Below are 15,355 nucleotides of genomic sequence, written 5' to 3'. Positions count from 1 at the left end.
TCACCACTAGATACGGAAATCATGAGCAAGACAGAGAATATTCGCAATTTCAGCATCATTGCGCACATCGACCACGGCAAATCGACCCTGGCCGACCGCATCCTCGAGATGACGGGCATGATCACCGACCGCGCCAAGAAGGACCAGTACCTCGACAAGATGGACCTGGAACGCGAGCGCGGCATCACCATCAAGGCGCAGACCGTGCGCATTCCCTACACCACGCCCGACGGGCAGAAATACATCCTCAACCTCATCGACACGCCCGGCCATGTGGACTTCAGCTACGAGGTCTCCCGCTCCCTGTCCGCCTGCGAGGGCGCTCTGCTGGTGGTGGACGCCACCCAGGGCGTGGAGGCCCAGACCCTGGCCAACGTCTACCTCGCGCTGGACAACGACCTCGAAGTCATCCCGGTGCTCAACAAGATCGACCTGCCCAGCGCCGAACCGGAGCGCATCGCCCGCGAGATCGAGGACATCATCGGGCTCGACTGCTCCAACCCGCTCATGGTCTCGGCCAAGAGCGGGCTCAACGTGCAGCGCGTCATCGACGCCGTGATCGAGCTGCTCCCCCCGCCCAAGGGCGACCCGGACGCCAGGCTCAAGGCGCTCATCTTCGATTCCTGGTACGACTCCTACCAGGGCGTGGTGGTCCTCTTCCGCATCATCGACGGCACCATCAAGAAGGGCGACGCCATCAGGATATTCTCCAGCGGCAAGCGGTTCGAGGTCACGAGGCTCGGCGCTTTCATGCCCGAGGCCGTGGACATCAAGACCATGGGCGCGGGCGAGGTCGGCTTTTTGTGCGCCTCCATGAAAGAGCTGGGGGACGCCCCGGTGGGCGACACCATCACCCTGGCCGACAACCCGGTGGACGAGCCCTACCCCGGCTTCAAGCCGGTCAAGGCCATGGTCTTCTCCGGCCTCTACCCCATAGAGCCCTCTGAGTACGAGACCTTGAAGAACGCCCTGGAAAAGCTCCAGCTCAACGACGCGGCCTTCAGCTACGAGCCGGAGACCTCCCAGGCGCTCGGCTTCGGCTTCCGCTGCGGCTTCCTCGGCCTGCTGCACATAGAGATCATCCAGGAGCGGCTGGAGCGCGAATTCGAGGCCAAGCTCATCACCACGGCCCCGTCGGTCATCTATCAGGTGGACACCGTGGGCGGCGGGACCATGACCATCGACAACCCGAGCAAGCTGCCCGACCCCACCAAGATCGTGGCCATCCGCGAACCCTTCGTGCGCATGGAAATCCATGTGCCAAACGAGTTCGTCGGCTCGGTCCTGGCCCTGTGCGAGGAAAAGCGCGGCCTCCAGAAGAACATGGCCTACATCACGACCAGCCGTGTGGTCATCACCTACGAGATGCCCTTTGCCGAGGTCATGTACGACTTCTTCGACAAGCTCAAATCCTCCACCAGGGGCTACGCCAGCCTGGATTACGAGCTCATCGACTACCGCGAGGCCGACCTCGTGCGCCTCGACATCCTGATCAACGGCGACCCGGTGGACGCCTTCTCCTGCATCGTCCACCGCGAGAACTCGGCGCGCACGGGCCGATCCCTGGCCCTCAAGCTCAAGCGGTCCATCCCGCGCCAGATGTTCGAGGTGGTCATCCAGGCCGCCATCGGCAACCGCATCATCGCCAAGGAGCGCAACGCGCCCTTCCGCAAGGATGTCACGGCCAAGTGCTATGGCGGCGACATTTCGCGCAAGCGCAAGCTCCTGGAAAAGCAGAAAGAAGGCAAGAAGCGCATGCGCCGCATGGGCAACGTCGAGATCCCTCAGGAGGCCTTCCTGTCGGTCCTCAAGGCTGACGAAGACTAACCAAATCATTGATAAGGCATACTCATGAACAATTCCTTCAAATCCCTGCGCGACACGGTCGAGGCCATCGTGGTGGCCCTGCTCCTCGCGTTCGTCATCCGCGCCTTCGTGGTCCAGGCCTTCAAGATTCCCTCGGGCTCCATGCTTGAAACGCTCCAGATCGGCGACCACCTGCTGGTCAGCAAATTCGCCTATGATCTGCGCCTGCCCTCCACGGTCTTCCTCGACACCACCGACGGCAAGGTGCTCTACCAGACCGGCAACCCGGAGCGCGGCGACATCATCGTCTTCAAATACCCGGAGGACGAAACCAAGGACTTCATCAAGCGGGTCATCGGCCTGCCCGGCGAGACCCTGGAAATCCGCGAAAAGGTCGTCTACATCAACGGCCAGCCCCTGGACGAGCCTTACACCCGGCACACCAAGCACACCATAGAGCCGGTGCGCGACAACTTCGGCCCCTTTGTCGTGCCAGAAGGCCAGTACTTCATGCTCGGCGACAACCGCGAGGCGTCCCATGACTCCCGCTGGTGGGGCTCGGTCAAGCGCGAAAAGATCGTGGGCAAGGCCCTGGTCATTTACTGGTCCTGGGGCTCCATCACCGATATCCGCCTGAACCGGATCGGGACGCTGTTCATCTAGCAGCCTGATCATATTCACGAATGCGGCCCTGCCGCGAGACGATCAAGACCGACGCGTGGTGCAGCCACGCGTCGGTCTTGATCGTCTTGCCCCGGCCCGTGGCCGCCCCTGGACAGGTTCCCGCCAGATGAGAATGCCCCTCCCACATTGCCTGCCTTGAGCGACTTGTGGTACAGTGGTTATTGGACACGGATGTCCTCAAACCGACAAAAAGGACGTGCAGCATGGCAAAAGACAAGGAATCCAGGCGCAAGAAAGTCATCGAAACCCTGAACAAGGCGCGGGCCATGGAGCTGACCGCCATCTCGCAATACATGAACCAGCACTACGGGCTGGACAACATGGACTACGGCGAGCTGGCGAAAAACATGAAGCTCATCGCCATCGACGAGATGCGCCACGCAGAGATGTTTGCGGAACGGATCAAGGAGCTGGGCGGGGAGCCTGTCAGCGAGCCTGACGCCAAGACCGTCAGAGAACAGGCCGTGAAGGAGATTTTCGGCTTCTCCGCCAACCTCGAGGATGTGACCATCGACATGTACAACCAGTTCCTGCTCGTCTGTCGCGAAAACGGCGACAGCATCAGCGAGAAGCTCCTCGAAACCATCGTCGAGGAGGAGCAGGAGCATTTCAACTACTTTGACGGCGTGAACAGCCACATAGACAAGCTTGGCGACAACTACCTGGCGCGCATCGCCGGAACCCCCTCATCCACGGGCCTGCAACCGCAGGGCTTCACCGTGGCCAAGGGGCAATAGCCGCAGCCGAATGCGAGGCCGACCTCTTGGGGTCGGCCTTTTTCATGCCTGCTCGCTGCCGGTCCCGGCCTTTGGTCTGCCTGCCCCTGCATCCTCAAGCAGCACCCGCCGCTTGGGCAGGTGTTCGGGGTGGTTGGCCCGCATGAAATCGATGAGCCCCTCGCGCACAAGGCAGCGCAAATCCCAGGCCTTGGAGGCGTCAGACGCGCTGACCAGGGCGCGGACGGTCATGGTTTCCGGCCCGGCCTCGGTCACCTGGAGCCCGCAGGTCTTGCCGTTCCACAGGTCGCCCGCCGCCTCGCACAGACGGCGCAACTCGGCGCGCAGCGGGGCCAGGGGCGTGGCGTAATCCACATGCAGGGAGACCGGGCCGATGATCTCGGCGCTTTTGCGCGTCCAGTTCTGGAACGGGGTATCGAGAAAATAGGTGATGGGCACCACCAACCGGCGCAGGTCCCATATCCGGACCACCACATAGGTGAAGGTGATCTCCTCGATGCGCCCCCATTCTCCCTCGACAATGACCACGTCGTCGAGGTTGATGGGGTGCGAGAGCGCGATCTGGATGCCCGCGATGATGGACCCGAAGGTCTTCTGGGCCGACAGACCGAGCACGATGGAGAGCACGCCTGCCGAGGCCAGCAGTGTGCCGCCGAGCAGCCGGAAGCGCTCGAACTGCATCAGCACCCCGGCCAGCGCGCCGAGCCAGATCAGGACCACGAGGATACGCTGGAGCACCTTGACCTTGGTCTGCACCTGCCGCGCGCCAAGGTTGTCGGCCACCGTGACATCGTATTTCCAGTCCACCAGCACGCTCAACCCAGAGGAAACGATGGTCAGACCCCAGGCCGCGAGCAGGACCCACGCCCCACCCAGGAGCGAGAGGACAAGGACCGCGGCCCCTTTCTCCAGTGACTCCACCGGAATCAGGGCGGACAGGATCGCCACCGCCGCCACGGTCAGGACAAAGGGGATGAGCCTGGGCGTGAGCGCGGTGGCGAGCACGGTCCAAAGTCGGTCGCCGCTACCCTGCCTGGCCTTGAGCCAGCGCATGGCAGCAACGCACCCGATCAGCACGGCCACGGCCACCCCGGCCCGGAGCAGCCAGCCGACAATGTTCAACGGTTCCATGAATCCCTCCAGGGTTATGCAGCCTGAAGCATACCAGACATGCCCGCCCTGTCCAGCCCGGGCCACAAAAAAGCGAAACGCCCGCCTCCCTTGTGGGGAAGCGGGCGCCGTATATCAGGACGGATCCTTATCTACGGGAACTACCAGCGGGGGCGTTCTTCACGGGCTTTGGCTTCGTTGACCTTGATGTTACGGCCACCGAATTCCTTGCCGTCCAGAGCGGCGATCGCCTCGCGAGCGCCGGCATCGTCCATTTCGACGAAACCGAAGCCACGGGGACGACCGGTTTCACGATCCTCGATGAGGTTGACAGAGGTCACTTCGCCATAGGCTTCGAAAGCGGCGCGGACGTCGTCTTCAGTGGAGGACCAGGACAGATTGCCGACATACAGTTTTTTGGACATTCAATTTTCTCCTGAGAAAGTAGTGTTGCAGTGGCGCACATGCGCCTATATCAAAACAGGGCAGCGTACAAGATGCGCACGCTGCCCCTCGATATACCTGTTCGTTTTCAACCAGCCTAGCCACAAGGGGACCACACCTCCACGGGTGTCGCTGGCGTTTGAGAGCCACTCATCCGCTATCGACAAGGGAAAGTCAACACATATTTTTCATTCACCCAATAAAAAAATATCGAGCCGCACAGGCGAAAGCTGCAAAGAGCACCTTATCACCCTTCCCTGACTGGATAAAATGACAAAAAATTAAATCAGTATTTGCATGGTGCCTTGACAAAGAAAATCCGCAGGAGGCCGACCGCGATGCTTTTTTCCGGCACCGGGGATCAGCCGCCCGCGGCGCGGAACAGGCTGGCCTGGGTGCAGCAGCCGCTGAAGCCGAGGGCCTTGTATATCTTCTCCATGCAGACCGCCTGCCGGACCACGCCAGCCAGATGGTCCAGGGCGTCCTCAAGGTCAAAGCGCACCTGGACCGTGCCCAGCGGGGCCAGCCCCTTGTCGCTGCGCAGCTGGTCGATGAACCAGCGGCGGAACTCGTCGGCGTCGAACAGGCCGTGCAGGTAAGTGCCCCAGACCCGGCCATCGTCCCTGGCGTATCCCAGGGGCTGGCCCGCGTTGTCGCGCAGGGCCACGCGCAGGGAGTCCGAGAGGGGCTTGGTCTGGCCGTGGTGGATCTCGTAGCCGTGAACCGCGCAGCCCGACTTGACGTGCGTGCCCCAGGTCCGGGTCAGGGTCTTCTCCGGCACCAGGGTGGTCTGCACGGGCAGCAGGCCGAAGCCGTCCATGCGCGTGGTCTCGGACTCCAGGCCAAAGGGGTCGTCCACCAGTTCGCCGAGCATCTGGAAGCCGCCGCAGATGCCGATGACGCGCGTCCTGCCGCCGTTGCCCGCCAGGGCGCGCAGGGCCGCGGCCATGCCCGCCCCGCGCAGGGCCTTCATGTCCGGCACCGTGGACTTGGAGCCGGGGATGATGACCGCGTCGGGCGTGCCCAGGGCGTGGGCGTCGGACACCACGCGCACGCGCACGTCCGGCTCGGCGTGGAGCGGGTCGATGTCGTTGAAATTGGAGATGCGCGGCAGGTCGATGACCGCGATGTCCACGCACTGGTCGGGCGACAGCTTGCGCGCCTCGGGCCGGAACCCTTCCTTGAACGAGACCGAGTCCTCCTCGGGCAACCCCAGGGAATGGATATAGGGGATGGTGCCCAGGACCGGCTTGCCCGTATGCTCGAACATCTGGCCAAAGGCGGGTTCGAGCAGCGACTCGTCGCCCCGGAAACGGTTGATGAGGAACCCCTCGACCATGCTGCGCTCTGCCGGGGTGAGCAGGCTCATGGTCCCGACCATGGAAGCGAACACGCCGCCCCGGTCGATGTCCCCGGCCAGGAGCACGCGGGCGACGGCATGGCGGGCCATGGCCATGTTCACGATGTCGTGGTGCTTGAGGTTGACCTCGGCAGGGCTGCCCGCGCCTTCAAGGACCATGATGTCGTGCTCGTTGGCCAGGGAGTCGTAGGCCGCCACAACCGCCTCCCAGGCGCGCGGCTTGTAGCGCACGTATTCGCCCACGCTCATGTTGCCCACCGGACGGCCCATGACGATGACCTGGGAGCCGGTGTCCGACCCCGGCTTGAGCAGCACCGGGTTCATGCGCACGTCGGGCCGCTGGCGGCAGGCCATGGCCTGGGTCACCTGGGCACGGCCCATCTCGCACCCCTCGTCGGTGACGAACGAATTGAGGGACATGTTCTGGGCCTTGAACGGAGCCACATTGTAGCCGTCCTGGAGAAAGATGCGACAAAACGCGGCGGCCAGCACGGACTTGCCCGCGTTGGAGCTGGTGCCCTGGAGCATCAGGGCCGGGGTGCGCTTGGTGCGCCGGACCACCGGCCCGCGCCCGGTGCCGCTGACCGCCTCCATGGCCCGGATCAGCCGCTCGTTGTCGTCGCCGCCGCGCACGGCCACGCGGAACCAGTTGTTGTCCAGCCCCTCGTAATTGCCGCACAGCCGGATGGCGATGCGGTGCTCCGCCAGCAGCCTCTCCTTGAGCGGCACCGCATCCTGGCCCACGCGCTCCACCCGGCAGAGCAGATAGTTGGCCACGCCCGGCAACACCCGGATGCCCGGCACATGGCGCAGGCCCGAGGCGAGATTCTCGCGCAGGAGCGCGGTCTGCTCGCGGGTGCGCGCCGCATAGGCCGTGTCGCGCAGGCAGCGCGCGCCCACCTTCTGGGCCAGGGTGTTGACCGACCACGCGGGCATGGCCTGCTTGAGGCGCAGGATCACGTCCGGGTCGGCAAAGGCCAACCCCAGGCGCAGGCCTGGGATGGCGAAAAACTTGGTCATGGAGAGCACGGTGATGACGTTGGACGGCCTGTCGCGGATGAGGCGGTCGGCTTCCTCGGGCAGGAACTCGGCAAAGGATTCGTCCACCACAAAACGGGAGCGGGGGAACATGGCCGCCACCTCGCGCAGGTCGGCCGGGGAAAAAAGCGCGCCCGTGGGGTTGTTGGGATTGCACAGAAAAACCAGCGACGGCGTAGTCAAAAGCCGCCCCATGGCCGGAAAGTTGACGCTCAGGTCGTCCCCGAGCGGCGTCTCGACCACCTTGAGCCGGTGCGCCTTGCACGCCCTGGCGTAGTCCACATAGGTGGGCGACGGGATGACCGCCTGGCCGAATCCGCCCAGGGAAGCGGCGGCAAAGATCAGCTCGGACGCGCCGTTGCCCGCGATGACCTGGGTGGGCCAGACCTTGTACGCCTCGGCAGCGGCCATGAGCAGATCGTGGCAGTCCGGGTCCGGGTAGGCATCCACGGACTGGAGCGCCTGCCCCACCACCTGGCCCAGCCACGGCGGCGGTCCCAGCGGATTGACGTTGGCCGAGAAGTCGAGAAGCTCGTCGGGCCGACATCCGGCCTGCTCGGCCAGACGGCGCAGGTTGCCGCCATGGGCGAACCGCTGTTCGTCCAGGACATCGGGGATTCCCGCGAGAACGCGCTGCTTCACCGTGCCTCCGTCGTCCAGGCCGCCTGCCACCGCCCCAAAGCCCTTGCCGGACATGGGCGGACTGCGTCACGCGGCCCGAAGTCTAGATTTTATTGAGACTTCACGAAGTTCTACGCTGAAAGCCGCCGCGAGACAAGGGTGAAATATGCCAAAGAGCGACAGGGAACAACCCGGATGACCACCGGGCGCCCTGCCAAAGGCAAGGCCCCTGCCGGGGGTGCGGACAGGGGCCTTTGGGGAAGCGGGCTGCCCGGCGGGAACGGCCCGCCGGGATATCCGGGACAATATGTTACTTGACGGGCGTGGCGGCCACGCGCTCCTCCTGGGTCATGGAGGCCAGCGTCTTGACCTTGGTCAGATCAAGGCCGAGCCCCTTGGCCACACGGGTGCCGTAGTCCGCGTCCGCCTTGTAGAACAGGGCGCACTGGCGCAACTGGATGGGCTTTGGCGTCTGACCCAGGCTACCCAGGATGTTGCTGACCAGATTGGCCCGGTCCTGCTCGGTCATGACATGGCGGTAGAGGTTGCCCGGCTGCACGAAATCGTCGTTCTTGTGGGCGAACTCGTGGCGGCCTCCCTGGCCGTCCAGGGGGATGGGCGGCTCGATGGAGGTGTTGTCCGGGGCCGGACCGCCAAAGCTGTTGGGCCAGTAGTTGGGGCCGCCCCCGCCGTTGTGGTCCGTGCGCATGGCACCGTCGCGCTGGTAGCTCTTCTCAGGCGCGTTCTTGGGCTGGTTGACCGGGATCAGGTGGTAGTTGGGCCCGAGCCGGTGCAAATGGGTGTCGTGGTAGGAGAACAGGCGGCCCTGGAGCATCTTGTCGGGCGACACGCCGATGCCGGGCACCAGGTTGCTCGGATTGAAGGCGGCCTGCTCCACCTCGGCAAAATAGTTCTCCGGGTTGCGATTGAGCACCAGCTTGCCCACGGTGATGGGCGGGACTTCCTTGTGCGGCCAGACCTTGGTGATATCGAAGATGTCCCAGCCGAACTTCTCGGCCTGCTTGGGCGTGAGGATCTGCATCTCCAGGGTCCAGGAGGGATACTCGCCGCGCGCGATGGCGTCGTGCAGGTCGCGGGTGGCGTGATCCGGGTCCTTGCCGCACATGGCGGCGGCTTCCGGGCCGGTCAGGTTCCTGATCCCCTGGTCGGTCTTGAAGTGATACTGGACCCAGAAGTAGTCGCCCTTGGCATTATACCACTTATAGGTGTGACTGGAGTAGCCGTTCATGTTGCGGAAGGTGGCCGGAGTGCCACGATCCGAAAAGAGGATGGTCACCTGATGGATGGATTCGGGCGTCAGAGACCAGAAATCCCAGGCCATGGTCGGGCTTTTCAGGTTGGTGGCCGGGTCGCGCTTCTGGGTGTGGATGAAGTCCGGGAACTTGAGCGGATCGCGGATGAAGAAGACCGGGGTGTTATTGCCGGTCATGTCGTAGTTGCCTTCCTCGGTGTAGAACTTGAGGGCAAACCCGCGCGGATCGCGCTCGGCGTCGGCGCTGCCCTTTTCGCCGCCCACGGTGGAGAAGCGGGCGAACACGTCGGTCTTCTTGCCCACCTTGGAGAGAAAGGCGGCCCTGGTGTATTTGGTCACGTCCGCCGTGACCTCGAAATAGCCGTAGGCACCCGCGCCCTTGGCATGGACCACCCGCTCCGGAATGCGCTCGCGATCAAAATGGGAGAGCTTTTCCAACAGATGCACATCCTGCATCAGTACCGGCCCGCGCGGCCCGGCGGTCACGGAGTTGAGGTCATTGCCAATAGGGTGGCCAAACGCGCCGGTCAACGTCTCTTTTTTCTTTTTTGCCATTGTATTTCCTCCATACGCTTTAGGCCGATGAACACGGGGGGTGCGCCCACCGGCATGTTTTCAACATCTCGTTTGAGCCTTCTTATCATAGCTAAATAGGAATGGCTACTATTTTCGATTTACCTTGAAGTCTACCCCATCTGGCCGACGAGAGGAAGGATAATCGGAAAGAAAGAGGGGCGGTGGTGGCGGTGCGTAAGGGGGGCTGAGAGAAGATTGAGAAAGGAAAATGAGGAAAAGAGCTGGTCGAACCTTCGGTTCTCCCTCCAAGCTTTTTGTATTGCCCTCCCGGCGGGGTTACTTTCTTTTGCTGCCCCAAAAGAAAGTAACCAAAGAAAAGGGGCTGGCGCTCGCTTATCCGCGAGTAGGCGCGACCAAGAATCTGATCAAACCCGGTCTGCTCCCGAATCAAGTCCTCCGCTTCGCTCCGTCCGTGATTCGAAAAGCCGCAGCCTCGGCTTTGTCAGCTTCTAGGCCGCACCTACTAATCGCTCGGGTTGGGTCTGCAGTTGTTTTTCTCACCACTTGAATGAATCTTACTCAAAACTCATATTTATCATCAATGAGCTGAGAGATATATTTTTTGGGCCTGGCGCTTTTAAAGAAAAGCCGGTTGCTGTATGTCTCGCCTGTATTCTTGACTCGGTCAACTTCTTTTTCAACAGCTTTCTCAACAATCCTTGCTGCTTTTTCATAGCAAGCTTCAATTGTTCTAACGTGATCAGATGAACGAATATCAACTCCATCACCTTCAGCCAACACACGCATCAATGAAAGTATATAATACGAGGCATGCATTAAATATGATTTTTGATCAAATTCACCTGTAGAAATAGCTTCACGCCTCCACTTCTTCTTCATTTTTTCTACAAACTGATAACAAGTATATGACAAAACAATCTCTTCAGATGTAATGCTATCGCAAAACACATCTTCGTATTTTTCTGCAAAAATTAAGCGCTTCTTATCTTTTGCCTCAGCTGGTAATTTATTATAGAAAGACATCAATGCCTGCCCCGCTTTCTCTGCATCAATTCGAACACCACCTTTCTTGTCTCTATGTTGCCCACGCTTTCTCTCATAGTAGAAGCCTTTCGACAGAAGCTCAACTTCCAGTTTCTTTTGCACATAGTCATTAGACCGTATATCTCGACTCTTAACTGGATTTTGGCTATTTGTGTTCTCAGCAATCTCTGAACTTAAGACCGCATTGGTTGTTTCATAAATTCGACAAAGCACTTGAATATGATCGAATTTAGAACTATCCTTTAGAAATGCCTCAAAAAGAGCATGAATAGTTTGACTACCATTTACGACCTGTGCATCTTCTAGCGTTACAATAGGAGCCCTATAGTTTGGATAGGAAAATTTTCTACACGTTATTGTTATTCCGTTGTTGAAATAAAAAAACCTGTGACTGCTTTCTGAAAGAGCCGTTTTTCTGATGTTTTTGTTGATTTTTGAACGCTGTGTTAAATACACACGAACATTATCCTCAAAGGCTTCCTCTAGTATTTTTCTTGTCTTCAACACTTCATAGTCTTCAAGAGCTGCGTCATTCCTAAGCCCTTCATCATCACATACAATCCTAAGAAGATCCTTTGCATCAACCTCCAATATTAAAGCCCGGATATCACCCTCAGACTTTTCAAAAAACTTTTTGTCAATAGCTTTAATTTTCCCGCTGATTATCGTTTTGCTTTTGTGGGTCATTATTTCAACAAGGTCTGGCATTAAGTGGTATTCCACTGACGTGTTCGAATAATTGCAAATTTTGCTATCAATTCTTTTTTTCTCAGATTCCTCGAAAGCATTATAGCTGTTACTGCAAAAATGAATGCGGAAACTTGGAGTATCTGAGTCCATCAACTTCCAAATATCATTAATCTTATCCCTTAACGCACTATTAGCATTTTCAAACGAATCCATCCCCTCACTCATCAAATCGTGAAAAAAGGAGAGCACCTTATCAATTTCACGGGAAGGATAGTGGCTCAAAAGGTTGTCAAATTTGCTAGTATATTTAAAATTTAACAAATGAACAATCGGAGGTGCCGAGTTATCGTCTATGTAGATGGCGTCTATACCTCGATCGTGTCCAGAGGCATTGTTTGACGCCATTGAAAGATAAAAACTATCTGTTACCGCATTATCAATTTCATCATCTTGGAGGTCAAACAACAGTTCTAGAACTAAATAGTAAAATGCATTTTGAAAATGTTCAATATCATGAATCTCCATCAACTGTTTAAGCCTTGTGTTTATAAGCGAAAAGTCTTGCCGACTGGCTTTCATCACTTCACCACACCCCTTCGAGATAACAAGTGATATTAGAATGTTTGCCTTAAATACATATAGCATATCAAGAATAGATATTTCAAGTCAAATCCAACCCGAGCGATTAGTAAGTGCGGCCTAGAAGCTGACAAAGCCGAGGCTGCGGCTTTTCGAATCACGGACGGAGCGAAACGGAGGACTTGATTCGGGAGCAGACCGGATTTGATCAGATTCTTGGCCGGGCTTACTCGCGGATAAGCGTGGGAAAGCCCCTTTTCTCCTATGTGGCCCACCGTCAAGGGAATCTGTGTATAGCCTTTTCCTATTCGTGCTCTCTGGCACCAAGTACCATTCGTTCGGTACAAAATCATTATTGCGCCATTTGGTTCACGCTGTCTAAACAGCCGAAAAACGCCCGCGCAGATTGGTGATTCAGGTTATGAACTTTGATAACAACGGCCCGAAAGACTCAAACGCCATAAAACGATTGCCAGGAGGCGAGCTATGGCTGCAATGGCTTTTTGCGGCACTCCTGTTTTTGCGACAAGCTGGTTGTAACGTTCTTTGATTTTAGGAACTTTTGCCTGCCATATCCAAGCGGATTCGACCAGGAGGCTTCGCAATCGTTTTTGTCCGACAGGAACAAGTCGGCCGCGTGATGATCGCTCACCACTTTGGCGAACCGTCGGCGCAAGACCGAGATACGACACGACCTGTTCATGACACTGAAAACGCTCCGGACGAAAGACCTCCAGCAAAAACGTGGTGGCGACCGTCGGGCCGACGCCGGGGACCGTCCGCAGCCGCTTCATAGCCTCTTCATGCCGTTTTACCATGATCATGGACAGAGTCGCCTCGATCTCTTTTAGCTCCACCTTCTGCCAAGACAACTCGCGCAACAGGCTGTCCAGCGTCAACTTGGCGGCAGGCTCGATTTGAAGAGTCGACAGTCTCCCAACGGCTTGCCCGGACCACTGCGATAGCCCTGGCGGCTCCTCCGCGCCGACGTAAAGCAGCAACGACTTGATCCGTAACTTGGCGCGGCGGATGTTGTCGACAATCTGCGACCTGCGGCGAATCAGGCTGCGCTCTCCTTCCTCGGCAGGAGTAGGCACGGCGATCCCCTTAAGCATGCCCTTGGCGGCATAGTCGGCCAGTTTGATACAGTCCAACCGATCTGTCTTTGACCCCGCAACCACAGCACGGGGAACCTTGCTCGGGGCAACCACGCAGCAATCTATGCCAGCCTCTTCCATGGCCCGACATAGCCCAAAACCCGTTGGGCCGGATTCATAAGTGACCTGTGCTATTGGCTGCCCCAATTCGAGCAACGCCAGGACCAAATCATATGGCTTGGCAGGCGCTACCCATGTCTCACAAGCCCCATCCTCGCGACGCACCGCCACATGATAACTGAGTTTGTGAACGTCCACGCCGACGTGAATCTCCCGGCCTTCAAACGCTTCCAGAAAATCGCTGATTCGTGATACTGAATACTTTGCCATGCTGTGCCTCCTGCGGTTCTAAGTTGTCGTTCAAACTCAGACTACCTCAGGTAAGGCCAGCATGGTATTTGGTTACTTTCTTTTGGGGCAGCAAAAGAAAGTAACCCCGCCGGGAGGGCAATCAATAAACTTGGAGGGAGAACCGCAGGTTCGACCGACTCTCTCCCCCTTCCCCATCTCATCCCCCGCATCCCCATTATGAGTTGACAGGCGCTGCCATTGGCGGTGAAGTAACCGTCCGCATTTCGACCAACGAAGGAGTCACCCCATGCGCAGCAAGATCATGACCGGCGGGCTGGAAAAAGCCCCCCACCGCTCGCTCCTCTACGCGACCGGCCTGACCAGAGAGGAACTCAACCGCCCCCTCATCGGCGTGTGCAACGCCGCCAACGAAATCATCCCCGGCCACGTCCATCTCCACACCATCGCCAGGGCCGTCAAGGACGGCATCCGCCACGCCGGGGGCACGCCCATGGAGTTCCCGGCCATCGGCGTCTGCGACGGGCTGGCCATGAACCACGAAGGCATGCGAATGTCCCTGCCCAGCCGCGAGATCATCGCCGACTCGGTGGAGATCATGGCCACGGCCCATCCCTTTGACGCCCTGGTCTGCATCACCAACTGCGACAAGATCGTGCCCGGCATGCTCATGGCCATCCTGCGCCTGAACATCCCGGCCATCATCGTCTCCGGCGGACCCATGCTGGCCGGACGCCGGAAGAGCGCGGACCTGATCACGGTCTTCGAGGGCGTGGGCCGGGTCAAGACCGGGTCCATGAACGAGGACGAGCTGACCGTGCTCGAAGAATCCGCCTGCCCCACCTGCGGCTCGTGCGCGGGCATGTTCACGGCCAACTCCATGAACTGTCTGTCCGAGTCCATCGGCCTGGCCCTGCCGGGCAACGGCACCATCCCGGCGGTCATGTCGGCCAGGATACGCCTGGCCAAACACACCGGCATGCAGGTCATGGAAATGCTTGCGCGCAACATCCGCCCGCGCGACATCGTGACCGCGAAATCCGTGCACAACGCCGTGACCATGGACATGGCCCTTGGCTGCTCCACCAACACCACCCTGCACCTGCCCGCCCTCTTTGCCGAGGCAGGCCTCGACCTGAGCCTGGAAATGTTCAACGAGATCAGCAGAAAGACGCCCAACCTGTGCAAGCTCTCCCCGGCAGGCCCGCACTATATGGAAGACCTGAACGAGGCGGGCGGCATCCCCGGCGTCATGAGCGAGCTGGTCAAGCGCGGCCTGCTCAACCTCGACGTAATGACCGTCACCGGCAAGACCCTGGGCGAAAACCTCAAGGATCTCGGCGCCAAGGTCACCAATCACGACATCGTCCGGCCCATCGACACCCCCTATTCCGAGGAAGGAGGCATCGCCATCCTCTACGGCAACATCGCGCCCGAGGGCTGCTGCGTGAAGCAGTCGGCAGTGGCCCCGGAGATGATGGTCAACACGGGCACGGCCAGGGTGTTCCACTCCGAGGAGGAAAGCGTGCAGGCCATTCTGGGCGGCGAGATCAAGCCCGGCGACGTGGTGGTGGTGCTTTACGAAGGCCCCAAGGGCGGCCCGGGCATGCGCGAAATGCTCACGCCCACCTCGGCCATCTCCGGCATGGGTCTTGGCGGCTCGGTGGCCCTGATCACGGATGGCCGGTTCTCAGGCGGCACGCGCGGCGCGGCCATCGGCCATGTCTCGCCCGAGGCGGCGGCGGGCGGCCCGGTGGGGCTGATCCAGACCGGTGACAGGATCGCCATCGACATCCCGGCCCGGTCCATCACCCTTTTGGTGGACAACGCCGAGCTTGAAGCGCGGCGCAAGACCTACACGCCCGTGGTCAAGGAAATTGCTTCCCCGTTCCTGCGCCGCTACGCCCGGCTCGTCACCTCCGCATCCAGGGGCGCGGTCTTCGAGCGGTAGCGGCCCGCGACACAG

The 15,355-nt window shown here is 59.4% G+C and carries 10 protein-coding genes; 4 read left to right on the top strand and 6 right to left on the bottom strand.

What is annotated here, in order from left to right; genetic code table 11:
• The first annotated feature begins 21 nt into the window (after nt 1–21).
• From lepA to DAES_RS04130, 3 genes are all read left to right on the top strand, one after another.
• Nucleotides 22–1,827, top strand: coding sequence for a translation elongation factor 4 (gene lepA, locus DAES_RS04140; protein ID WP_013513781.1), 1,806 nt, complete (start codon nt 22–24; stop codon nt 1,825–1,827).
• 24 nt (nt 1,828–1,851) lie between these two features.
• Entirely contained in the window at nt 1,852–2,469 is a 618-nt protein-coding gene (gene lepB, locus DAES_RS04135) for a signal peptidase I (protein ID WP_013513780.1), read from the top strand.
• Between the two features lie 224 nt (nt 2,470–2,693).
• Entirely contained in the window at nt 2,694–3,227 is a 534-nt protein-coding gene (locus DAES_RS04130) for a ferritin-like domain-containing protein (protein ID WP_013513779.1), read from the top strand.
• A 42-nt stretch (nt 3,228–3,269) separates the two neighbouring features.
• On the opposite strand, the gene DAES_RS04125 is transcribed toward DAES_RS04130, so the two are convergent.
• The 6 genes from DAES_RS04125 to DAES_RS04105 all read right to left on the bottom strand — a co-directional run bounded on the left by DAES_RS04125 (nt 3,270) and on the right by DAES_RS04105 (nt 13,410).
• Entirely contained in the window at nt 3,270–4,358 is a 1,089-nt protein-coding gene (locus DAES_RS04125) for a mechanosensitive ion channel family protein (protein ID WP_013513778.1), read from the bottom strand.
• Between the two features lie 140 nt (nt 4,359–4,498).
• Nucleotides 4,499–4,762: an RNA recognition motif domain-containing protein gene (locus DAES_RS04120; protein ID WP_013513777.1), complete on the bottom strand. Its 264-nt coding sequence runs from the start codon at nt 4,760–4,762 to the stop codon at nt 4,499–4,501.
• A gap of 380 nt (nt 4,763–5,142) precedes the next feature.
• Complete coding sequence (locus DAES_RS04115; protein WP_013513776.1) at nt 5,143–7,875, bottom strand: cobyric acid synthase; 2,733 nt, start codon at nt 7,873–7,875, stop codon at nt 5,143–5,145.
• A gap of 235 nt (nt 7,876–8,110) precedes the next feature.
• Complete coding sequence (locus DAES_RS04110) at nt 8,111–9,628, bottom strand: catalase (protein WP_013513775.1); 1,518 nt, start codon at nt 9,626–9,628, stop codon at nt 8,111–8,113.
• 540 nt (nt 9,629–10,168) lie between these two features.
• Nucleotides 10,169–11,923: an AIPR family protein gene (locus DAES_RS17210; protein ID WP_157864802.1), complete on the bottom strand. Its 1,755-nt coding sequence runs from the start codon at nt 11,921–11,923 to the stop codon at nt 10,169–10,171.
• Nucleotides 11,924–12,342: 419 nt separating this feature from the next.
• A complete protein-coding gene (locus DAES_RS04105; protein ID WP_013513773.1) occupies nt 12,343–13,410 on the bottom strand; it encodes an IS110 family RNA-guided transposase in 1,068 nt (355 codons plus the stop codon).
• A 268-nt stretch (nt 13,411–13,678) separates the two neighbouring features.
• Here DAES_RS04105 and ilvD point away from each other — a divergent pair, with 268 nt between their 5' ends.
• Nucleotides 13,679–15,340 (top strand): dihydroxy-acid dehydratase, encoded by a 1,662-nt coding sequence (gene ilvD, locus DAES_RS04100; protein ID WP_013513772.1) that lies wholly within the window; start codon nt 13,679–13,681, stop codon nt 15,338–15,340.
• Nucleotides 15,341–15,355: the final 15 nt, after the last annotated feature.

It is taken from the genome of Pseudodesulfovibrio aespoeensis Aspo-2 (assembly GCF_000176915.2).
In the GTDB taxonomy this organism is placed as follows: domain Bacteria; phylum Desulfobacterota; class Desulfovibrionia; order Desulfovibrionales; family Desulfovibrionaceae; genus Pseudodesulfovibrio; species Pseudodesulfovibrio aespoeensis.
This window is presented reverse-complemented; position numbering and strand designations above follow the sequence as displayed.

Excerpts from the sequence above, each read along its gene's own strand:
- DAES_RS04105 (WP_013513773.1), bottom strand. The coding sequence starts at position 13,410 with ATGGCAAAGTATTCAGTATCACGAATCAGCGATTTTCTGGAAGCGTTT.
- DAES_RS04125 (WP_013513778.1), bottom strand. The coding sequence starts at position 4,358 with ATGGAACCGTTGAACATTGTCGGCTGGCTGCTCCGGGCCGGGGTGGCC.
- DAES_RS04130 (WP_013513779.1), top strand. The coding sequence starts at position 2,694 with ATGGCAAAAGACAAGGAATCCAGGCGCAAGAAAGTCATCGAAACCCTG.
- DAES_RS04120 (WP_013513777.1), bottom strand. The coding sequence starts at position 4,762 with ATGTCCAAAAAACTGTATGTCGGCAATCTGTCCTGGTCCTCCACTGAA.
- DAES_RS04110 (WP_013513775.1), bottom strand. The coding sequence starts at position 9,628 with ATGGCAAAAAAGAAAAAAGAGACGTTGACCGGCGCGTTTGGCCACCCT.
- DAES_RS17210 (WP_157864802.1), bottom strand. The coding sequence starts at position 11,923 with ATGAAAGCCAGTCGGCAAGACTTTTCGCTTATAAACACAAGGCTTAAA.
- DAES_RS04115 (WP_013513776.1), bottom strand. The coding sequence starts at position 7,875 with ATGTCCGGCAAGGGCTTTGGGGCGGTGGCAGGCGGCCTGGACGACGGA.
- lepA (WP_013513781.1), top strand. The coding sequence starts at position 22 with ATGAGCAAGACAGAGAATATTCGCAATTTCAGCATCATTGCGCACATC.
- lepB (WP_013513780.1), top strand. The coding sequence starts at position 1,852 with ATGAACAATTCCTTCAAATCCCTGCGCGACACGGTCGAGGCCATCGTG.
- ilvD (WP_013513772.1), top strand. The coding sequence starts at position 13,679 with ATGCGCAGCAAGATCATGACCGGCGGGCTGGAAAAAGCCCCCCACCGC.